The organism is Nitratireductor aestuarii (assembly GCF_014641695.1).
GTDB lineage: Bacteria > Pseudomonadota > Alphaproteobacteria > Rhizobiales > Rhizobiaceae > Chelativorans > Chelativorans aestuarii.
In genome coordinates, this window is the sequence record NZ_BMIF01000009.1 from 122,841 (window position 1) to 142,812 (window position 19,972).

18 protein-coding genes and 1 tRNA gene are annotated in these 19,972 nt (G+C 61.2%); 9 read left to right on the plus strand and 10 right to left on the minus strand.

Annotated elements, in window-relative coordinates; translation table 11 throughout:
- The first annotated feature begins 26 nt into the window (after positions 1–26).
- A complete protein-coding gene (locus IEX27_RS14865) occupies positions 27–1,364 on the plus strand; it encodes an MATE family efflux transporter (protein WP_188721864.1) in 1,338 nt (445 codons plus the stop codon).
- Positions 1,365–1,373: 9 nt separating this feature from the next.
- Here the strand turns inward: IEX27_RS14865 and IEX27_RS14870 are convergent, their stop codons facing one another.
- Positions 1,374–2,462, minus strand: a complete 1,089-nt coding sequence (locus IEX27_RS14870) for a quinone-dependent dihydroorotate dehydrogenase (RefSeq protein WP_188721865.1) — start codon at positions 2,460–2,462, stop codon at positions 1,374–1,376.
- Positions 2,459–2,806, minus strand: coding sequence for a DUF952 domain-containing protein (locus IEX27_RS14875; RefSeq protein WP_188721866.1), 348 nt, complete (start codon positions 2,804–2,806; stop codon positions 2,459–2,461). The genes IEX27_RS14870 and IEX27_RS14875 overlap by 4 nt, the downstream gene beginning before the upstream one ends.
- Before the next feature lie 126 nt (positions 2,807–2,932).
- Here IEX27_RS14875 and IEX27_RS14880 point away from each other — a divergent pair, with 126 nt between their 5' ends.
- Positions 2,933–3,385 (plus strand): hypothetical protein, encoded by a 453-nt coding sequence (locus IEX27_RS14880; protein WP_188721867.1) that lies wholly within the window; start codon positions 2,933–2,935, stop codon positions 3,383–3,385.
- 177 nt (positions 3,386–3,562) lie between these two features.
- A complete protein-coding gene (gene mscL / locus IEX27_RS14885) occupies positions 3,563–3,982 on the plus strand; it encodes a large conductance mechanosensitive channel protein MscL (protein ID WP_188721950.1) in 420 nt (139 codons plus the stop codon).
- Positions 3,983–4,081: 99 nt separating this feature from the next.
- Here mscL and IEX27_RS14890 read toward each other — a convergent pair whose 3' ends face one another.
- Positions 4,082–4,387, minus strand: coding sequence for a ribbon-helix-helix domain-containing protein (locus IEX27_RS14890; protein WP_188721868.1), 306 nt, complete (start codon positions 4,385–4,387; stop codon positions 4,082–4,084).
- A gap of 192 nt (positions 4,388–4,579) precedes the next feature.
- On the opposite strand from IEX27_RS14890, the gene IEX27_RS14895 reads away from it, so the two are divergent.
- The 3 genes from IEX27_RS14895 to IEX27_RS14905 all read left to right on the plus strand — a co-directional run bounded on the left by IEX27_RS14895 (position 4,580) and on the right by IEX27_RS14905 (position 7,250).
- Positions 4,580–4,975, plus strand: coding sequence for a VOC family protein (locus IEX27_RS14895; protein WP_188721869.1), 396 nt, complete (start codon positions 4,580–4,582; stop codon positions 4,973–4,975).
- A gap of 110 nt (positions 4,976–5,085) precedes the next feature.
- Positions 5,086–5,613 carry a gluconate 2-dehydrogenase subunit 3 family protein gene (locus tag IEX27_RS14900; protein WP_188721870.1) on the plus strand — a complete coding sequence of 176 codons (528 nt, stop codon included), beginning with the start codon at positions 5,086–5,088 and terminating at the stop codon, positions 5,611–5,613.
- A 65-nt stretch (positions 5,614–5,678) separates the two neighbouring features.
- The gene (locus tag IEX27_RS14905; protein WP_188721871.1) at positions 5,679–7,250 is read left to right on the plus strand and encodes a GMC family oxidoreductase; all 1,572 of its coding nucleotides are present in this window, start codon (positions 5,679–5,681) and stop codon (positions 7,248–7,250) included.
- A 318-nt stretch (positions 7,251–7,568) separates the two neighbouring features.
- On the opposite strand, the gene hemA is transcribed toward IEX27_RS14905, so the two are convergent.
- The 3 genes from hemA to IEX27_RS14920 form a co-directional block, all read right to left on the minus strand.
- Positions 7,569–8,846: a 5-aminolevulinate synthase gene (hemA, locus tag IEX27_RS14910; RefSeq protein WP_188721872.1), complete on the minus strand. Its 1,278-nt coding sequence runs from the start codon at positions 8,844–8,846 to the stop codon at positions 7,569–7,571.
- A gap of 449 nt (positions 8,847–9,295) precedes the next feature.
- Complete coding sequence (locus IEX27_RS14915; RefSeq protein WP_188721873.1) at positions 9,296–10,921, minus strand: MFS transporter; 1,626 nt, start codon at positions 10,919–10,921, stop codon at positions 9,296–9,298.
- Positions 10,922–11,080: 159 nt separating this feature from the next.
- Positions 11,081–11,956: a lipid kinase gene (locus IEX27_RS14920; protein ID WP_188721874.1), complete on the minus strand. Its 876-nt coding sequence runs from the start codon at positions 11,954–11,956 to the stop codon at positions 11,081–11,083.
- 563 nt (positions 11,957–12,519) lie between these two features.
- Here IEX27_RS14920 and IEX27_RS14925 point away from each other — a divergent pair.
- Positions 12,520–12,595: transfer RNA gene (locus IEX27_RS14925), tRNA-Phe, on the plus strand.
- Between the two features lie 146 nt (positions 12,596–12,741).
- Here the strand turns inward: IEX27_RS14925 and IEX27_RS14930 are convergent.
- On the minus strand, positions 12,742–13,905 hold the full coding sequence (locus tag IEX27_RS14930; protein ID WP_188721875.1) for an alpha/beta hydrolase: 1,164 nt from the start codon (positions 13,903–13,905) through the stop codon (positions 12,742–12,744).
- A 430-nt stretch (positions 13,906–14,335) separates the two neighbouring features.
- Here IEX27_RS14930 and IEX27_RS14935 point away from each other — a divergent pair, with 430 nt between their 5' ends.
- Together IEX27_RS14935 and IEX27_RS14940 are read left to right on the plus strand one after the other, a co-directional pair.
- A complete protein-coding gene (locus tag IEX27_RS14935) occupies positions 14,336–14,743 on the plus strand; it encodes an RcnB family protein (RefSeq protein ID WP_244630384.1) in 408 nt (135 codons plus the stop codon).
- Between the two features lie 167 nt (positions 14,744–14,910).
- Positions 14,911–16,230: an NAD(P)H-dependent oxidoreductase gene (locus IEX27_RS14940; protein WP_188721876.1), complete on the plus strand. Its 1,320-nt coding sequence runs from the start codon at positions 14,911–14,913 to the stop codon at positions 16,228–16,230.
- 129 nt (positions 16,231–16,359) lie between these two features.
- On the opposite strand, the gene proC is transcribed toward IEX27_RS14940, so the two are convergent.
- The 3 genes from proC to edd form a co-directional block, all read right to left on the minus strand.
- The gene (gene proC / locus IEX27_RS14945) at positions 16,360–17,169 is read right to left on the minus strand and encodes a pyrroline-5-carboxylate reductase (RefSeq protein WP_188721877.1); all 810 of its coding nucleotides are present in this window, start codon (positions 17,167–17,169) and stop codon (positions 16,360–16,362) included.
- 15 nt (positions 17,170–17,184) lie between these two features.
- Positions 17,185–18,078 carry a bifunctional methylenetetrahydrofolate dehydrogenase/methenyltetrahydrofolate cyclohydrolase gene (locus IEX27_RS14950; protein WP_188721878.1) on the minus strand — a complete coding sequence of 298 codons (894 nt, stop codon included), beginning with the start codon at positions 18,076–18,078 and terminating at the stop codon, positions 17,185–17,187.
- Between the two features lie 69 nt (positions 18,079–18,147).
- Positions 18,148–19,971: a phosphogluconate dehydratase gene (edd, locus tag IEX27_RS14955; protein ID WP_188721879.1), complete on the minus strand. Its 1,824-nt coding sequence runs from the start codon at positions 19,969–19,971 to the stop codon at positions 18,148–18,150.
- Position 19,972: the final 1 nt, after the last annotated feature.

Genomic DNA, 19,972 nt, shown 5'->3' on the forward strand with positions numbered 1-19,972 from the left:
GTCGCCGGGGCGCACGAGTAAGCTTCATGGATCAGTCAGCGGCTGGCGTGTCTCCGCGCGCATTCAAGGTCACGAACCGGGAAGTTCTCGGCATTGCGGTGCCGATGACGCTTGCCTACCTCACCACGCCTCTGATCGGTATCACCGACACGGCGGTGGTCGGTCAGCTGAATGATGCAGTACTGCTGGGCGGACTTGCCGTCGGCGCGATTACCTTCGACGTCGTTTTCGGCACCTTCAATTCGCTTCGATCCGGAACGACCGGCCTTGTAGCGCAGGCGCTTGGGCGCGGCGACCGCAAGGAAGAGGCTGCCGTGCTGCTTCGAGCACTGGCGCTGGCGCTTGTCATCGGTTTTGCGCTGGTTCTGCTGACGCCGGTCATCATTGCGACCGCGACATACCTCATCAATCCTGCACCCGATGTAGCTACGGCCATGGCCGTCTATGTCGGCATCCGGATGCTGGCCGCGCCGCTAACGCTCACCAACTACGCGGCGCTCGGCTATATCCTCGGACGCGGCGAGGGGAAGCTCGCGCTTGTTCTTCAGATAGTCATCAACGGCGTGAACATTGCGCTCTCCGTCATCCTGGGGCTGAAGCTCGGATGGGGGATCGAAGGTGTTGCCTGGGGAACCGTTGCAGGTGAGGCCGCAGGGCTGATCGTCGGCGGGAGCTTTCTGATCCGCAAGCTGCGGGCAGAGACCATCGAATGGTCGCGGGTGCTGGATCTCTCCGCGATGAAGGAGATGCTGGCGCTCAACCGCGATATCATGATCCGATCGTTCGCGCTGCTTGCCGCCTTCGCGCTGTTTACCAGGCAGGGGGCGCAGCTTGGGACCATAACGCTTGCCGCCAACGCGATCCTCATGAACTTCTTCCTGCTGGCGGGGTACTTTCTCGACGGCTTTGCCACCGCCGCCGAGCAGCTGGCGGGCAGGGCGGTCGGCGCTCGACACCAGGCCGCGTTCAAGCGGGCGGTTGCGCTTTCCTCCATCTGGGGATTTGTGCTCGCGTTCCTGCTTGCAGCAATCTTCCTGATCTTTGGCCGCACGTTCATCGAGCTTCTGACCAATGCGGAGGAAGTGCGGAAGGCGGCGATCGCCTTCCTCCCGTGGGCTGCCTTGACGGGGGTTTCCGGCGTTCTCGCCTTTCAGATGGACGGCGTCTACATCGGCGCTACATGGTCGCGTGACATGCGCAACATGATGCTCCTCTCACTCGCCGTCTATGCCGCCTCGATGTTCGCGCTGGACGGCACGCTGGGGAACGCAGCGCTCTGGCTGTCGCTCCACGTGTTTCTGATCGCGCGGGGCTTGAGCCTGCTCGCGCTGCTGCCGTCCAGAACAGCTCGCACGTTCCAATAGGCCGTTGGTTTAGTCCAGCGGACGGTTCGCCCAGTCGTCCAGCCGCGTATCGCGCAGATCCGTGACGGAGGAAGCGCCGAGCTCGACCAGCTTGCGGTCCAGATCACGCAGGATGCGGGCCGGGAGCTGAGGGCCGCCGTAGATCAGGCCCGTATAGATCTGGACCAGATCGGCACCGGCACGAACCTTTTCAAGCGCGGTTTCAGCGGAATCCACGCCACCCGCACCGATGATCGGAAGCTCCTGGCCCACGAGCTTGCGCATCTTTGCCAGAACGACCGTAGAGCGTTCGAAGAGCGGAGCGCCGGACATGCCGCCCGTCTCACTGGCGGCAGCGCTCTTCAGGCCGGCGCGCGAAAGCGTCGTGTTGGAGACGATGAGCCCATCGATCTTCTTGTCGAGCACTTCTTCGGCGATGTCCTGTAGCGACTGCTGATCGAGATCCGGGGCGATCTTCAGGAAGATCGGCGTCTCGGCGCCCTGACCCTGCGGAAGCGTGCTGCGGGCCTGGATCACGCGGGCGAGGAGTTCAGCGAGGCTTTCGCGCTCCTGCAGGGCGCGCAGGCCGACGGTGTTCGGCGACGAGATGTTGATGGTGAGGTAGGACGCAACCTTGGCGAAGCGGCGCACGCCCTGCTCGTAATCGGCGATGCGGTCTTCGCTGTCCTTGTTGGCCCCGACATTGATGCCGACGATGCCGCCGCGCGAAGCGCGTCCCGCTACACGGGCAAGCGCGGGGGCGTGGCCGTCATTGTTGAAGCCCATGCGGTTGATGACGGCGCGATCCTCGATCAGGCGGAAGATGCGCGGCTGCGGGTTGCCGGACTGGGCCTTCGGCGTCAGCGTTCCGCATTCGACGAAACCGAAGCCGAGCTTGAGCAGTCCATCCGGCACCTCGGCGTTCTTGTCATAGCCGGCAGCCATGCCGAGCGGGTTCGGGAAGTCGAGCCCGGCCAGCTTCACGGCAAGCCGTGATGACTTCGGTGCAGGCGGGCAGATCGGCATGCCCAGCTTCAGGGCGGCGATGGAGAGGCCATGCGCCTTTTCCGCGTCAAAGGAAAAGAGCAGCGGGCGACCGAGGATATCGTAGAAACTCATTCGGGAAGAACCGGAAACTGGTGTTGGCCGTCGGCGCCGAGAGGAAGCGGCTTGATCCACTGGACGGCGGAGCAGGGGAGCGGTGCATAGAGATGCGGGAAGAGCTGCCCGCCACGCGAGACTTCGTATTTCAGCTCAGGGCCGAGTACAGCCTCATCGACTGCGACGAGAACAAGGTCGTCCTGACCCTTGAAGTGCTTGGCGGCGGTCTCCCTGACCTGCTCTGCGGTGGAGAAGTGAATGAAACCATCGGCCAGGTCCACGGGGGCTCCGCGGAACGCGCCTTCCTGTTCGGCCACCTGCCACATGGAGGCGGGACAGATCTTGTAGATCAATTTTGCCATAGGGGGGCTATAATCCGATTGAGGAACGGGTGAAAGTGCCTTGCATCCAACAAATCGCTTTTGCGCAACCAAAATGAGCCGTAATCACTTCATAAGTTGCGGATGATTGAGCCGGGGAGATGAATGATGCTTAAGACGAGATTTGTGGCGATCGGTCTGGTACTGGCCGCAGGGGGCTTGAGCGGCATCGCCACGGCTCAGGATGCGCCGCGCTTCCAGATGGAGCGCTCCAATGGCGGTTTCATCGTCATGGATGCGCAGACCGGCAACACCTCCTTCTGCCGCGAGCAGGCGGGCAAGTTCGTCTGCGACACGACAGCCGATCAAAAGGCAGCCGACAATACCGTTGAAATGCTGCAGAAGAAGATCACCGAGCTTGAAGCGCGTATCGAGGCGTTGGAAAGCGGACGTGCTTCGGCCCACAACGATCTTCCTTCCGAGCAGGAATTCGAGCAGACGCTCAATTTCATGGAGCGATTCTTCAAGCGCTTCATTGGCATCGTGAAGGGGCTCGAGTCCGACGAGCCTGCGAATGAACGGGTTCCCTCGTCCGGTAGGGCTCCATCCGAGCAGCTGTGAGTCTGATCTCTTAGCCCGACAGTTCTGGGCGATACGGCGTCTCACGCCCGGAAACGCCGGCTCTACAGCCGCCTTGTTCGCCGACTACAGACTTGTTACAATATCTGGGTAACAGGTTATACTATCGCATGGGGCGCGGCAGCCCCGAGGCTTACGAGGGGACGTTTCATGGCATCCATTTTGGATGAATTCAAAGAGTTTATTGCGCGTGGCAATGTGATGGATCTCGCCGTCGGTGTGATCATCGGCGGCGCGTTCGGCACAATCGTCAGCTCGCTAACGGACGATATCATCATGCCGATCGTCGGTGCTATCTTCGGCGGTTTCGATTTCACCAACTACTTCATCCCGCTCTCGTCCAACGTGACGGCCGGCTCGCTTGCGGCGGCCCGCGAGCAGGGTGCGGTGCTGGCCTATGGCAGCTTCATCACCGTGGTGCTGAACTTCCTCATCCTGGCCTGGATCATCTTCCTGATGGTGAAGGGCGTGAACCGCCTGCGCCGCAAGAAGGCAGAAGCCCCGGCTGTCCCAGAGGCACCACCCGCAGACGTCCAGCTGCTGACCGAAATCCGCGACCTGCTTTCGCAGCGGCGCTAAGCCTGGCGCATCAGTCGCAATCGTTGCAGAGGCGAGGCTTACGAGGGCCTCGCCTTTTTGTTTTCTTGCAGTTCCGGGCAGAAAGCCGGTGGAACTGCTCTACTCCGCCGCGACGATCTCGAAGCGCTGCAGTGTGGCCTGTCGGCCGGAGTTCATGAGGTAGATCAGGCAGCTCGTGCGAAGCAGCGAGGCGAAGTTCGAGACCGTTCCGTTGATCTCCAGCGCTTCATCGTAAAGCGTCGAGAGGAACTTGGCGGTCGACAGCCCCTGGCGCTCGGCGATCTCGTCCAGCAGCACCCAGAATGCCGCTTCCAGCTGAATGCTGGTCGAATGTCCCCCGATCCGTACAGAGCGATTGATAGGGCGATATCTATCCGGGTTTTGCCCCGCGTAGATTTCACACATCTGCACCTCCCACGTTGTTCTTTTTCCTGACTATGCCCCTGCCTTCGGGCGGCGTCAAATGGTGGAAGTGCTTGCCAGGGGCACAGAGAAAATGTTCACATGATCATCATTATCTCCGGTGCGGTAATCGATTACTACCAGCACCGGTTTCGACCGATCTAGACTGCCCTCTCAAAGAAGGGAGAAGTCATCGTGGCAAAGATGATCCACAGCATGATCCGCGTTCTCGACGAGGCGCGTTCGGTCGATTTCTACGACAAGGTCTTCGGGCTTAAGGTGGCGGAGCGGCTGGAGTTCGACAGCTTCGTGCTCGTCTATCTCAGCAATGACGAAGATGGTTTCGAGCTTGAATTGACGATCAACAAGGGGCGGGAAGAGCCTTACCAGCTGGGTGACGGCTACGGCCATCTGGCCTTTTCGGTCGATGATCTGGATGCGGAGCGGGCGCGCATCACCGAGGCAGGATTCACGCCCAACCCCATATCCGAACTCAAGCACGAGAGCGGCCTCAGGGCGCGCTTCTTCTTCATAACAGATCCCGACGGCTATAAGATCGAGGTCCTGCAGAGGCAGGGTCGATACAGGTAATCCGCGCCGAGGAGGGCGCGGCCGCGTGATCATGGAGGCATTGATTTTACGCAGTTCTGGAGAGACCGGTTCCCGCTTTCCCTGGAATTGCTACAAAGGGAGGAAATCAAATGACAACGGTTTATCAGCAGCCGGGGCTGTCGCGCCGTGAGCTGCTCAAGCGAGGAGCAATCGGCGCTGCCCTCATCATTGCGGGGCGCGCCGTCATCAGCCCTGACCGGGCATGGGGCCTCGAGGCCACCAGCCTGAAGCCCGACACGGTGGCCACGCTAATCCGCATGGCCCGCGATACCTATCCCCACGACCGTCTGCCCGACCGCTTCTACGCCATCGCCATAAAGGGCCATGACACCAAGTCCGCTGAGGATGAAGCCTACAAGGCGCTGATCGAAGACGGTGTTGCCGATCTCGACAAGCGCGCGGGCTCGGTCGGCTATCGCGGGCTTGGCTGGGAGGAGGAACGGGTCGCCATCCTGCGCGACATCCAGGACAGCAAGTTCTTCCAGACCGTGCGCGGCGATCTTGTCGTGAGCCTCTACAACCAGAAGGAGGTCTGGCCGTTCTTCGGCTACGAGGGCGAGGCCTTCTCCAAGGGCGGCTACATCGAGCGCGGGTTCGACGACATCGAATGGCTGTGACGCGTTGACGGCGCCTTCAGGGGCGCTTTCCGGTCACGAGCGATACCATTTCCCGGGAGGAAATAATGGCAACCCAATACCAACAAGACGACGATAGCGTTGTCGTGATCATCGGCTCGGGCGCCGGTGGCGGCACGCTCGGCAACGAACTCGCCCAGAAGGGCATCGACGTCGTCATTCTCGAGGCAGGCAGCCGCATCGAATTCGAGGACTTTATCAACGACGAGTGGGACGCCTTCGCCCAGCTCTCGTGGCTGGATAATCGCACGACCGGCGGCGGCTGGCGGATCACCAAGGATTTCCCGAACCTGCCAGCCTGGATCGTGAAGGCGGTCGGCGGCACAACCATCCACTGGGCAGGCGCTTCACTGCGCTTCCATGAGCATGAGTTCAAGGCGCTCACGACCTATGGGAAGATCGACGGCGCGAACCTTCTCGACTGGCCGATTACGCTGGCCGACCTTGAGCCTTACTACGCCAAGGCTGAAGACAAGATGGGCGTGACGCGCACCAACGACATCGCGGGCCTGCCCGGCAACAACAACTTCAAGGTGTTCAAGGCTGGCGCCGACAAGCTCGGCTACAAGGAGTGCCACACGGGCCGAATGGCCATCAATTCGGCTGAGCGGGACGGGCGCAATGCCTGCCAGCAAACCGGCTTCTGCTTCCAGGGCTGCAAGTGGGGCGCCAAGTGGTCGACGCTCTACACGGAGATCCCGAAGGGTGAGGAAACCGGAAAACTGGAGGTGCGGCCGAACTCGCATGTGGTCAAGATCGAGCACGACGTATCCGGCAAGGTCACCGGCGTCGTCTATGCGGACAAGGACGGCAACCTGCATGAGCAGAAGGCGCGCGTCGTCTGCGTTGCAGGCAATTCGATCGAGAGCCCGCGGCTGCTGCTGAATTCTGCGTCCACCATGTTTCCCGATGGCCTGGCGAACTCATCCGGACAGGTTGGCAAGAACTACATGCGGCACACCACCGGTTCGGTTTACGGTGTGTTCGAGAAGCCTGTGCACATGTATCGCGGCACGACCATGGCTGGCATCATCACCGATGAAGCGCGGCATGACCCGTCGCGAGGCTTTGCCGGCGGCTATGAGCTCGAGACGCTGTCGCTCGGCTTGCCCTTCATGGCGGCGTTCCTTGACCCGGGCGGCTGGGGCAGAACGTTTGCTTCGGCGATGGACAGCTACGACCACATGGCCGGAATGTGGATCGTCGGCGAGGACATGCCGCAGGAGCAGAACGCCATCAAGCTGCACGCGGAACTTAAGGACCAATACGGCATGCCGATCCCGGACGTGTGGTTTACCGACCATGCGAACGACGAGGCGATGCGCAACCACGCCTACAAACAGGGCATGGCGCTCTATGAGGCCGTGGGTGCGACCCGTACGTTCCCGACGCCGCCTTATCCCTCAACGCATAACCTCGGCACCAACCGCATGAGCGAGAAGGCGGAAGATGGCGTGGTAAACAAATGGGGCCAGACGCACGACATCAAGAACCTGTTCGTGTCCGACGGCAGCCAGTTTACGACGGGTGCGGCGGTGAACCCGACGCTGACGATCGTGGCGCTCGCAATCCGCCAGGCCGATTACATCGCGCAGGAGATGGCGGCCGGGAATATCTAGGCTGTTCCGGAAGGCAGGTACCGCCTTTTCGGACCGGTTTCAAAGAGCTTGGCCGCTTCCCCGGGCGGCCAGGAGTCCGCGCTTGCTGACGGCCGTGGACCCACCACGTGCAGGCGGGACAGACAACGTCCGCATCCGTGCCCAAATCCCCCCCCCCGCCCCACAAGGCACGGATGCGGCGGTCCAAGCTTTTGTTCTACGCAATTCCGGATGAAAACCGGTTCACGCTTTGCCTGGAATGCCTCAAATGATCATGCAAAGAAAAAGCCGCAGGGCGGGGCCGCTGCGGCTTCTCTTGTTGCGCTCGATAGAAGAGTTTTAGCCACCAGACTTGGAAACGACCAGCGGGATGACGCGGGCCGACTGAGCTGCAGCCGGTTGCGTTTCGCCCTGGAACGAGAGGCCGAGGGCTTCCCAGGTCTCCAGCAGCGCGTCGCGCAGGGTCTCGATCAGCTCGTCCGTGTGGAACGGGGTCGGCGTGATGCGAAGGCGCTCGGTGCCGCGTGGAACCGTCGGGTAGTTGATCGGCTGGATGTAGATGTTGTGCTTCTCCAGCAGACGGTCGCTCGCCATCTTGCAGAGCTCCGGATCACCAACCAGAAGCGGAACGATGTGCGTTTCCGACGGCATGACGGGAAGGCCTGCAGCCGAAAGCACGTCCTTCGTGTGCTGCGCCTGGCGCTGGTGCGCTTCGCGCTCAGCGGTCGACGTCTTCAGGTGACGGATCGAGGCGGTGGCCGCAGCAGCGATTGAAGGCGGCAGAGCGGTCGTGAAGATGAAGCCCGGCGCGTAGGAGCGCACGGCATCGATCACGTCGGCGCTGCCGGTGATGTAGCCGCCGATCACGCCGAAGCCCTTGGCCAGCGTTCCTTCAATGACGTCGATGCGATGGGCAAGGCCGTCACGTTCCGTGATGCCGCCGCCGCGTGCGCCGTACATGCCAACCGCGTGGACTTCATCGATGTAGGTCATCGCGTTGTACTTGTCGGCCAAGTCGCAGATGCCCTCGATCGGAGCGATGTCGCCGTCCATCGAGTAAACGGATTCAAAGACGATCAGCTTCGCACGCTCGGGGCCGGCGGCCTGCAGCAAGCTCTCCAGATGCGCCAGGTCGTTGTGGCGGAAGATCTTCTTTTCCGCGCCGGACCGGCGAACGCCCTCAATCATGGAAGCGTGGTTGAGTTCGTCGGAGAGGATAAGGCAGTTCGGAAGAAGGCGGGCGATGGTGGAAATGGCAGCTTCATTCGAGACAAATCCCGACGTGAAGACAAGCCCGGCTTCCTTGCCATGGAGGTCGGCAAGCTCGGCTTCCAATTCCACGATGGGATGGTGCGTGCCCGAGATGTTACGGGTACCACCGGCACCAGAACCCATGCTGCCAGCTGCGTTCTGCATGGCGCCGATGACCGTCGGATGCTGACCCATGCCCAGATAGTCGTTAGAACACCAAACGGTGATCTCCCTGGGGCCGAAAGGGCCGCGCCAGAGAGCCCGCGGAAACGAACCGACAATCCGTTCCAGGTTGGCGAAAACGCGATACCGCTTCTCCGCATGCAATTGATCGATAGCCTCGGAGAAAAAGCGCCGATAATTCATTGATATCTTCCCGATTGCTCAGCAATCATAATTGTAGAAAACCACTGCGTCCACAGCTCATTGCTGGGCAAAATGACACGTTGGTTCCGGTTGTACCTTGAGGTCGATCAACCCCACGTACCTTTGTTATCCAGTGTAACCTTAGAATGGTTTTAAGCTTTTTCGTCAACTCCCGCCAGTAGCGCTGCGCCAATTATTCCCGTTTCATGGGCACAAAGGCTGGGCACAATCAGCCTGTCGTGGAAGCATCTCTAGTGCGGCTTCGCGCTGCCTGATCAAGCTTCTCCATAAGCGCTGGGGCACGCGAAAGTCTACCGCCGGCAGATACGATGATAGCCAGTCACATTGACGACCACCGCAAGCGGTGCGCTGGTAATATCAATAAACCAGTCGATCGTCTGTGCGGCTTTTTGATCACCTTTGAGTGATGCGACATTTATTCCTGGCGATCAGGGAACGTCGTTCGCGTGCTTTAGAGGCATGTCGTCGTGCGACGGCACGGTCTGGCGCTCTATCATGCGGTGAATGCGCGGCAGCTCCGGACCTTTGTGCAGCTTGCGCAGCTTCTCCGTGGTCTCCTGGTCAGCAATGGTGCGACGATGGTTGTGCCGGATATAGTCGACCCAGGTCGGGAAATGGTAGCTCTCGGTCCACAGTTCTGGATTTTCGAGGTCCCGCAGAAGTGCCCACTGCCGGGCGCCATCGCGGATACGAGCGCGGCGACGGTCCGCCATCACGGCAAGGAATGCATCGACGTTCTTCTGCTCCACGACGTAGTCGACCATGATCATGATCGGGCCGCTGCGCAGCTTCAGGTCTAGGAGCAGTTCCGGTTCGCGGAATTTCAGCGGATCGAGATCGAGCGCTACGAGGCCCGGAATGGGGAAACGCAGCCCGGCGATGGCGCCGACCAGAAGCGTGACTCCTGCCGCGATCAACGAAGCCGTGACGCCCCAATGCTCGGCCGCAACACCCCAGATCCAGCTGCCGAGCGTCATGCCGCCGAAGGTAGCCATCTGGTAGAGGGAGAGCGCGCGGCCCACCACCCAGCGGGGCGTGGACAGCTGTACGGTGACGTTGAAGAGCGACAGGGCCAGCACCCAGCAAGCGCCGGCAACCACAAGGAAAACGCAGGTGACGACGACGAAGGTGCTGAAGGCCAGGATCACCACGCTACCGGCAAAGCCCAGAAACGCGCCACGAACGATCGTCTCGCTCTTGAAGCGTTCACGTAGCCGCGTGTTCAGGAGTGCCGCGCTGATCGCGCCCACGCCGAAGCTTCCGAGCAGCAGGCCGTAGGTGAGGGCGCCGCCGAGCAGGATGTCGCGCGCGATGATGGGCATCAGCGCCATGACGGAGACCGCGCCAACGCCGAACATGCAGCCACGCGACAGAACCGTCATCAGGTTCGGCGACATCATCATGTAGCGCAGGCCCGCAGACATGGCGCTGCCGAACTGCTCGCGCGGGATGTTGGATGACGGCCGGCGGTGCTTCCAGCGGAACAGCGCGTAAATGAGCGGAATGTAGCTCATGGCGTTGAGCAGGAAGGCTACTGCCGCGCCGGACACGGCCACGATGACGCCGCCCAGCGCCGGGCCGATGCTGCGCATGATGTTGAATGACATCGCATTCAGCGACACCGCCTGGGGGATGTCTTCACGCGGCACGATATCGCCCATGGAGGCCTGCCAGGACGGGTTGTGCAGCGCCGTGCCGCAGCCGATCATGAAGGTGAAGGCAAGCAGCAGCCACGGCGTCATCTGGCCTGCAAAGGCAAGGTATGCGAGTGCCGCCGACACGACCATCATCAGCGCCTGCGCCACCAGCATGATGCGCCGGCGGTCAAGGTTGTCAGCCAGGGCGCCTGCTGCAAGCGAAAAGAGCATGATAGGCAGCGTGTTGGCTGCCTGCACGAAGGCGACCAGATCCTTCGAATCCGAGATCTGGGTCATCATCCAGCCGGCGCCGACAGTCTGGATCAACCCGCCAAGGTTGGATACCAGCGTCGCCCCCCACAAGGCCCGGAAATTGCCGTTGCGCAGGGGAGACATTATCGACGCTCTGGAACTCAAACCGGATCCTTCCTCAGTTCGGCTGACGGCACATAAGAATCTGTTGAATAAAGCTTATACGCAATCGCCTTGCGATTGGCAGAGCATTTTCTGCTGGATTGTTCTGTAACAGTCGGGCAACCGCGAGCGGTGCGCCGTTGCGAGGCCAGCAGCCCCTGCCTATGGAACGAAAACCGAGACGGCACGGGGATGAACCTTGAAGTCCGCGGGCGTTGACGTGACGATTTCGCCGTCGGTATTAACGGGCATCTCGCGCCGCGTCTCAATCTTGAATTCGACCCCTCTTGCGGTGCGCACCTCCTTGTAAGCGCCGTGGCGGCCGGAGCGGAAGGCGGGCAGCATGAAGGCAAGCTTCCAGAGGCTCTTCATCTCGAGGCTGTAGAGATCCAGGTGTCCGTCATCGATCGCAGCCGATTCCTGGATCACGTTGCCGCCGCCGTAGTGAACGCCGTTGCCGATGGCGATCTGATAGGTGCGTACGATCCGCGTGTGATCCGATTCGGTGATGCGGGCGCGGAAGCGGGAGGCTGACACCAGCACCTTGAAGGCGGCCACCGCGTAACTCAGCTTGCCGAATCGCCGCTTGAGGCCCGAATCCAGTTTTTGAGCAAGCTCGGAGCTTAGGCCTATGCTCGCGACATTGAAGAAGGCGTGGCCATTGACTGAGCCTACGTCGATGGCGCGCTGCTTTCCGCGAATGATCACGTCAGCGGCTTCGTCCAGTTCTGTGGGAATGGCGAGGGTGCGGGCCAGGTCGTTGGCAGTGCCCATCGGCAGGATACCCATCGGCAGGCCGCTCTCCATGACTGCAAAGGCCGCAGCAGAGACCGATCCATCGCCACCGCAGATGACGATCTGGTCGTGGGAGTTCCGCAGCCGCATGATGTCACGGGCGAGCTCCGGCAGGGCGTCAAAGGTTTCGGTGGTGATCTGCAGACCGCCACGCCCGAACTGTTCGATGATGGGTTCTAGTGATTCTCCACCCCGACGGGCGTTCGGATTAACGAGGAGAAGCGTTCGCCTGAGTCTGGTCATCAAGGATCCTTGCCGCAACATGGCAAGGTTACATAGGCGGCAAAGGAGTCTTGTCGAGAGAAGACCCTACTCTTCCGGGCGATTGCTCAAAGCGGTGGATGGGGAGGCGGGCAGCAAGTGAATGCTGCCCGCCAATAGGCGCAGAAGGCGGGAGGATGGGGGGGGGATTGCCTTCCGCACCTTTCTCAGCTGTACCAATATGGTACAGAAATCCGCTGGGACATCGGGAACTCACGCATCATCCAGAGATGATTACCGATTTGAGTCTCCCGCTGAAACCTCCGATCATGAACGTGTAATGTTTATTAGTACGAGGTCAAGTGGATTGAGCGGGATCGCTGCTGATTCTCGCTTTGGCACAGGCGAATTGTCATGAGAGGTGTGTCCAAGCGACAATTGCCGTGCTGTGTTTGATAGGGAGCCGGCAATTCCCAGGTATCCACCGTTTCATGTGAAGAGATGAAAAAGTTCTTCGCAGGGTGGCTAGACAGGCGAAAATCTCATGCTATAACCCAGCCCAATTCAGGGGCGCGGCGCTGGTGACAGAGCTTCAAGCCTCGGATGCCCAGATAGCTCAGTTGGTAGAGCAGCGGATTGAAAATCCGCGTGTCGCTGGTTCGATTCCGGCTCTGGGCACCATCCCTTCTCTTCCTTAGATCGCTACATCAAGGCCTTTGGCCTCGGCTTGCTTGCGCAAGTGTCTCCGCAATGCATTTCGGGCCCTATCGCTTGCGCGACGGGCCCGTTGATTCGGCAAGACGGATTACCACTCTTCCGGAACTGCCTTAAAGCGCCAGCTCGAATACCCGGAACGGCGTCGTAATGATGATGCCTGCGGCGTTGCCGACGGTCTGGCCAATGCTGCCGGTAATCGAACTCAGCTGATTCGACAGCGTGCGGTCGTTCACTATCGTATCTTCACGAGTTAGCGTGACGCCCAGCAGCTTCACCAGCACCGGGTTCTCCGCAAACTTCGTGTGGTTGAGTGAGTCGGCGGCTGAAAGCGCTGTGACGTCGACAACCGTGACGCCATATTCCGCCAATTCCTCGGCGTTTAGGATTGCGCCGACGCGTTCGCGGCTGCCGGAGAGGAAGCTCGCAAACCCTAGCGCACGGTCGTTGCGCGAGGCGAGCACCACGAAGTTCGTTCTCGAAGATCCAAGCCGGCGCTTCTGCGTCTTGAATACGTCGGCGTCGATGTCCGGTGATGCGAGAATCACGTCGGCCAACCTGCCGTTCAGGTCCGCATCGTTCGACATTGCGAGCTGACGCAACGCTTCCATGGTGACAAGGCTGCCCATGGAATGGGCAATAAGGTCGATTCGCTCGGCACCTGCCTCGGCAACAAGCCGCAGCATATCCTCCAGCGCGTCGCGGCTCGCCATGGCGCTGTTCTGATCATAGAGATAATCGACGACGCGGCCGGCGGAGGGCCATGTGAACAGCACCACAGCGCCCGGATAGCCGGAATCATGCGCCACCTGCGTCATACGGTAGACGGCATCGTCAAAGGCAGTGTTGTAGCCGTGGACAAAGACCATGGCGCGACCACCGCGCTGGCGGATCTCCCGGGCAAGCTCGTCGCGATAGTCGTCACGGCTTCGGAAGATGCCGAGTCGTCTGGCGGTGAAGTAGCGGGCCGGATCTGCCACGACTGGATTGACCGCGCGTTCAATATTGCCAGCCTCATGCACCTTGGGCACGGTGACATCCACGAAGGCGAAGTAGGGATCGAGGGTTCGGTCGCCGGAGAAGACCAGGCCGTCCTGATCGGATTTGGCACGCGTTGTCGCAAGAAAGATTCGGTGTTCGCCTGCGATCTGAGCATCAGACGCTGGCGCGATCGTGCGGGCCATCAGCCGGTGATATTCGGGGCTGGTGCAACCGGCGAGGCCAAGCATCAACAACAATGCAGGGATAAGGAAGCTCGAAGAAACTCTGTTACGCATACATCTATCCGGCAGCAGACAGGTCAGGCGGCATGAGATTGCGCCGCCCGTCGATCAATCGGACCATGTCAAAGCAGATGCAGGTTGGAAAGCGCGCAGATTGCTACAGTGCATGAATTTTGCGTTCTCGTGTGAATGGTGACACAGGACGGAACGAGTTCCCGCCTTTCACGTTGTCATGCCGAAGAACCACACAGGAGTTGAAAATGCTGAAAGGTATCGCGCTTTGGGCAATGGGAGTGCCGATCTTTGTGATCATCCTTCTCTACATGTTCGTATTCTAACACACCGATATTTTGTGCCCCTGAATGGGTTTGCGCCTTCGGCGCGATGCTTGGCCAAGCATTACAATTTGCTAATGTTACCATTCACAAAAGGTTCACGTTCGCGGCTCTATCACTCACACATATTCAAACAGTGAGTTGAGCCAATGAAAACCATATCCCGCGTATTTGCAGCAGCGATTGCCGTAGCCATGGCCGCCCTTCCGGTGGCTCAGGCCAGTGCCCAGGGTTATCATCAGCCGCCGCACAGGGAAGCGCCGCGCAAGCCGGCTCCTCCTGCTCCGGCACGTCCGCAGGCGCACAAGCCAGCGCCGGCGCCTCATGCAAAGCCGATGCCGCCGAAGCCGCAGGCGCACAAGCCGATGCCGCCTAAGCGCAAGTGGGCTCGTGGACAGCGCTTCAATGACTGGAAGCGTTATTCGGAAGTGCGTGACTACAAGCGTCATGGCCTGAAGCGCCCGGCTCCGGGTCAGCGCTGGGTGCGGGTGGACAACGACTACCTGCTGGTGACGATCGCCAGCGGCATCATCGCGGGCATCATTGCCGGACGCTAGCTCGCGGTTGGTAGTGGCTGAATGATGAAAGGGCGCCTCAGGGTGCCCTTTTTGCTTCTCTTTTTCACAAGTGGACCAAGGTTCCCTGGCCCGCCGAGAGTCTTCCGGTTGACAAACGCCGCCCGCGGGCATCTATCACCTGCCAACCCCCAAGCTGGACACTGCATATGACCAATGTCGCCCTTACCGGCCTAGCCCGTGATCTTCTCATCCGTGCGGAGCAGGGAAATCCTGTTCGCGTCGGCGTTATCGGCTGTGGCGAGATGGGAACCGACCTGGTCACGCAGATCGCGAAGATGAAGGGCATCGAAATTGCCGCCGTGGCCGACCGCCGCTTCGTCAATGCCGAGGCCGCCGTGAAGATCGCCGGCCGTGATCCGGAGAGTGCAGGGCGCGCGACAACGACCGGCCAGATGGAGGATCTCATTCGTTCAGGCCGTACGGCCATCGTGGGCGATGCGATGCAGCTTATTGCCAGCGAGCAAATCGACGTGGTCGTGGATGCGACGGGCAGACCCACGGCAGGCGCTGAGCTCGGTCTTGCTACCATCAATGCCGGCAAGCACCTGGTCATGATGAATGTCGAGGCCGACGTTACCATCGGCGCCTATCTCAAGAGCCTCGCCGACAAGCAGGGCGTGGTCTACACGGTCGGTGCCGGCGACGAGCCTTCCTCCTGCATGGAGCTGATCGAGTTCGTGAGCGCCATGGGCCACGACGTGATCGCTGCCGGCAAGGGCAAGAACAATCCGCTCAATCATGATGCGACGCCGGACGACTATCGCGAGGAAGCAATCCGCCGCAACATGAACCCGCGCATGCTGGTGGAGTTCGTCGACGGCTCTAAGACCATGGTGGAGATGGCGGCGCTCGCCAATGCCACCGGTCTCGTCCCCGACAAACCCGGCATGCATGGTCCGGCAGCTTCGCTCGAAGATCTGCCACGTGTGCTCTGCCCAATTGAGGACGGCGGCATTCTCTCGCGCCGGGGCGTGGTCGATTATTCGATCGGCAAAGGCGTTGCGCCGGGTGTTTTCGTCATCGCTGACATGTCCCATCCGCGCCTCAACGAGCGCATGAGCGACCTGAAGCTCGGCGATGGGCCATACTTTACCTTCTACCGTCCGTATCACCTGACGAGCCTCGAAGTGCCGCTCTCCTGTGCGCGAGCCGTGATGTATCGCAAGGCGGATATGGTGCCGCTGCCGCGTCCGGTGGCGGAAGTCTGCGCGGTGGCGAAGCGCGATCTGAAGCCGGGTGAGAAGCTCGATGCGATCGGTGAATACACCTACCGCTCATGGACCATGAGCGTTGAGGATGCCCGCGCGTCCGATGCGATACCCTGTGGCCTGCTGGAAGGCGGTACGGTGCTCAAGGCTGTGAAGAGAGGCGAGCTGCTGACGAACGCCAACGTGCGTCCCATTCAGGATACCAAGCTTATGGAACTGCGCCGCCTGCAGGACCAGATGGTGTTTGGAAGCGTATAAACTTCCACTTTCAGCTCCCACACCCTCATGCTGAGCTTGTCGAAGCACGGGGGCCAGACTGCGCCTCATCTCACCCTCGTGGTTCGACAGGCTCACCATGAGGGATGAGATAAGGCAGCGCGCAGACGCTTACTTGCCCAACTCGATCGAACGACGACGCGCGGCGTCGACGGCTTCGTCAACGAGATTGCCGAGACGGTTCTCACCCATGAGAACGGCAAGCGCTGCTGCCGTGGTGCCGTTGGGGCTCGTTACCTGCTCACGCAGACGGCCGGGTTCCTCGCCGCTTTCCTTCGCCAGATTGGCCGCACCGTAGACCGTCTGCATGGCGAGCAGCCTCGCTGCCTTTTCCGACAGGCCAGCCTTCACGGCGGCAGCTTCCAGGCATTCGATGAAGTGGAAGACATAGGCCGGGCCGGAGCCGGAGACTGCCGTCACCGCGTCGATCTGGCCTTCATCGTCCAACACAACCACTTCGCCGCTGGCAGACAGCAGCGTGTTTACGAACGCGAGGATGTCTGCCGAGACGAGCTCGTTGGCGTAGATGCCCATCATGCCCTTGCCGATGGCGGCGGGAGTGTTGGGCATGCAACGGATGACCGGGGTGTCAGACCCCAGGATTTCGGAGAAGGTGCTGATCGCGATACCTGCAGCGATGCTGAGGAAGGCGGCCTTAGGCGCCAGAGGCTTGTAGGCCGGGAGCACGTCGCGCAGAACCTGCGGCTTGACGGCGATGATCACGAGATCCGCGCTTTCGCCTGCAATGCCATCCGGTGCGGCGCTTGTGCGCACACCCTGCTCGCCCGCGCGGTTACGCAGCGTTTCGTTTGGCTCGATCACCAGAACGTCGGCAGGCTGGACGGCACCGGAAGCGAGCCAGCCCTTGAGCATGTCGAAGCCCATGTTGCCGCAACCTACGAGAATAACTTTACCGGCCATCTGCGGCTTCCTTTCTCAGAACTTCGGCTGTTCGACGCCGGCGAAGCGGCAGGCTGCCGTAAGCGTGTTGGCCATCAGCATGGCAATGGTCATGGGACCGACGCCGCCCGGCACAGGCGTGATTGCGCCTGCAACTTCCTTGGCGGCGGGGGTATCCACGTCGCCCACGAGGCGGGTCTTGCCTTCGCCCTTTTCTGGAGCCGGGATACGGTTGATGCCAACGTCGATGACCGTGGCGCCGGGCTTGATCCAGTCGCCCTCGATCATCTGCGGACGGCCAACCGCGGCAACAACGATGTCAGCCTGGCGGACGACGTCAGCCAGATTGGCGGTGCGGCTGTGGGCAATGGTAATGGTGGCGTTGGCGGCGAGCAGCAGGTTCGCCATCGGCTTGCCGACGATATTGGAGCGGCCCACAACCACGGCGGAGAGGCCGGAGAGATCCTTGCCGCGAACGCGCTCCAGAAGGAGCATGGAGCCTGCGGGCGTGCAGGGCACGAAGGCCGTATCGAGCTCACCGGTGCCGAGCTTGCCGACATTGATGAAATGGAAGCCGTCGACATCCTTTTCAGGCGCGATCGACTGGATCACGGCGGCGGAGTCGATGTGGTCCGGCAGTGGGAGCTGAACCAGAATGCCGTGGATCGAAGGATCGTTGTTGAGGCTTTCAACCAGCGCCAACAGGTCGGCTTCGGTGGTTTCGCGCGGCAGTGTGTGCTGGACCGAATGGAAACCGCATTCCTTGGCCATGCGCGACTTGGAGGCGACATAGACCTGGCTTGCAGGGTCTTCGCCAACGAGAACCGTGGCCAGGCCCGGGACCACGCTGCCTGCAACAGAGGCCGTATGGGCTGTGACCTTCGCCACGATTTCGGCTGCTACAGCCTTGCCGTCGATTATCTCTGCCACGGTCATCTCCTTGTTCCTGAGGATCGTTGAATATTCACCGACCGCAGCAAATTCAAGCCATCAGTGCGCTCAGGCCTGTTCGAATATCGACGCGCCCTCGTCAGCGCGACCGGCGATCCGGCGGAAGGCGGCGAAGAGTTCGCGGCCCATGCCGTGCTGGCGGTGGGAGAGATCGACCGGTTCGACCGTGCGGCTTGCCAGTTCCTGCGCGTCGACCAGCAGCTCAAGCGTTCCAGCTTCCGCATCGACGCGGACCATGTCGCCATCGCGCACCTTGGCAATCACACCACCGTCGAGCGCTTCCGGCGTGACGTGGATCGCTGCAGGCACCTTGCCCGACGCGCCAGACATGCGGCCATCCGTGACCAGTGCCACGTGGTAGCCGCGGTCCTGCAGGACACCCAGGGCAGGGGTAAGCTTGTGCAGCTCAGGCATGCCGTTCGCCTTTGGGCCCTGGTAGCGCACGACCGCAACCACGTCGCGGTTCAGGAGGCCGTCCTTGAATGCCTGCTGCAGGGCTTCCTGCGTGTGGAACACCATGGCCGGCGCTTCGATAACCCGATGCTGCGGCTTCACGGCTGACGTCTTGATGATGGCGTGGCCGAGGTTCCCCTTCAGCATGCGCAGGCCGCCGGTTGGCTGGAAGGCCTTTTCGAAAGGTGCAAGCACCTTTTCGTCGCCGCTTTGCTCCGGAGTCGGCACGCGGGTGACGCTGCCATTCTCGCCGAGCTTTGCTTCGACGGCATAGTTGCGCAGACCCGGCCCCCAGACCGTCGAGACGTCCTCGTGTAGAAGCCCTGCGTCGAGAAGCTCGCGGATCAGGAAGCCCAGACCGCCTGCCGCATGGAAATGGTTCACGTCGGCAAGGCCGTTCGGGTAGACGCGGGCGAGTAGCGGAACGATGTCCGAAATCTCGGCGATATCCGACCAGGTCAGCTTGATGCCCGCCGCAGCGGCTATGGCGATCAGGTGGATCGTGTGGTTGGTCGAGCCGCCCGTCGCATTCAGACCGACAACAGCGTTGACGATCGAACGCTCGTCGATCATGCGGCCGACCGGGGTGAACTCGTTGCCCTGCGCGGTGATGGCGAGCGCGCGCTTGGCGGCTTCACGCGTCAGCGCGGTGCGCAGCGGCGTGTTCGGGTTGACGAAGCTAGCACCTGGCGTGTGCAGGCCCATGATCTCCATCATCATCTGATTGGAGTTGGCCGTGCCGTAGAAGGTGCAGGTGCCGGGGCTGTGATAGGACTTCGATTCAGCTTCCAGCAACGCGTCGCGACCGACCTTGCCCTCGGCGTAGAGCTGGCGGACCTTGGCCTTCTCGTCATTTGGCAAGCCCGTCGTCATCGGGCCAGCCGGGATGAAGACGGCGGGGAGGTGGCCGAAGTTGAGGGCTGCGATCAGCAGGCCCGGAACGATCTTGTCACAGATGCCGAGATAGACCGCGGCATCGAACATGTTGTGCGAGAGACCGACGGCTGCGGACAGCGCGATCACGTCACGGGAGAAAAGCGAGAGCTCCATGCCGGCCTGGCCCTGGGTCACGCCATCGCACATGGCCGGAACGCCTGACGCTACCTGCGCAACCGCACCCACTTCGCGCGCGGCCTCGCGGATCAGTTCCGGGAAGGTCTCATAGGGCTGGTGCGCCGAAAGCATGTCGTTATAGGCGGTGACGATGCCGAGGTTCGGCACTGCATTGCCGGAAAGCGCAGCCTTGTCGCCGGGAGCGCAGGCGGCAAATCCATGCGCCAGGTTTCCGCAAGCGAGTGCGGAACGGTGCGGGCCGGATGATGCAGCTTCGTCCAGCCGTTGCAGATAGGCTTCGCGCGTCGCGCGGGAGCGCTCGCGGATCCTGGATGTGATTGCTTCAAGCTCGCGTTTCACCGTCATG

Coding starts and splice junctions, on each gene's coding strand:
- hemA (WP_188721872.1), bottom strand. CDS start 8,846: ATGAATTATCGGCGCTTTTTCTCCGAGGCTATCGATCAATTGCATGCG.
- edd (WP_188721879.1), bottom strand. CDS start 19,971: ATGACGGTGAAACGCGAGCTTGAAGCAATCACATCCAGGATCCGCGAG.
- IEX27_RS14880 (WP_188721867.1), top strand. CDS start 2,933: ATGCTTAAGACGAGATTTGTGGCGATCGGTCTGGTACTGGCCGCAGGG.
- IEX27_RS14935 (WP_244630384.1), top strand. CDS start 14,336: ATGAAAACCATATCCCGCGTATTTGCAGCAGCGATTGCCGTAGCCATG.
- IEX27_RS14875 (WP_188721866.1), bottom strand. CDS start 2,806: ATGGCAAAATTGATCTACAAGATCTGTCCCGCCTCCATGTGGCAGGTG.
- IEX27_RS14905 (WP_188721871.1), top strand. CDS start 5,679: ATGGCAACCCAATACCAACAAGACGACGATAGCGTTGTCGTGATCATC.
- IEX27_RS14900 (WP_188721870.1), top strand. CDS start 5,086: ATGACAACGGTTTATCAGCAGCCGGGGCTGTCGCGCCGTGAGCTGCTC.
- proC (WP_188721877.1), bottom strand. CDS start 17,169: ATGGCCGGTAAAGTTATTCTCGTAGGTTGCGGCAACATGGGCTTCGAC.
- IEX27_RS14890 (WP_188721868.1), bottom strand. CDS start 4,387: ATGTGTGAAATCTACGCGGGGCAAAACCCGGATAGATATCGCCCTATC.
- IEX27_RS14940 (WP_188721876.1), top strand. CDS start 14,911: ATGACCAATGTCGCCCTTACCGGCCTAGCCCGTGATCTTCTCATCCGT.
- IEX27_RS14920 (WP_188721874.1), bottom strand. CDS start 11,956: ATGACCAGACTCAGGCGAACGCTTCTCCTCGTTAATCCGAACGCCCGT.
- IEX27_RS14865 (WP_188721864.1), top strand. CDS start 27: ATGGATCAGTCAGCGGCTGGCGTGTCTCCGCGCGCATTCAAGGTCACG.
- IEX27_RS14930 (WP_188721875.1), bottom strand. CDS start 13,905: ATGCGTAACAGAGTTTCTTCGAGCTTCCTTATCCCTGCATTGTTGTTG.
- IEX27_RS14870 (WP_188721865.1), bottom strand. CDS start 2,462: ATGAGTTTCTACGATATCCTCGGTCGCCCGCTGCTCTTTTCCTTTGAC.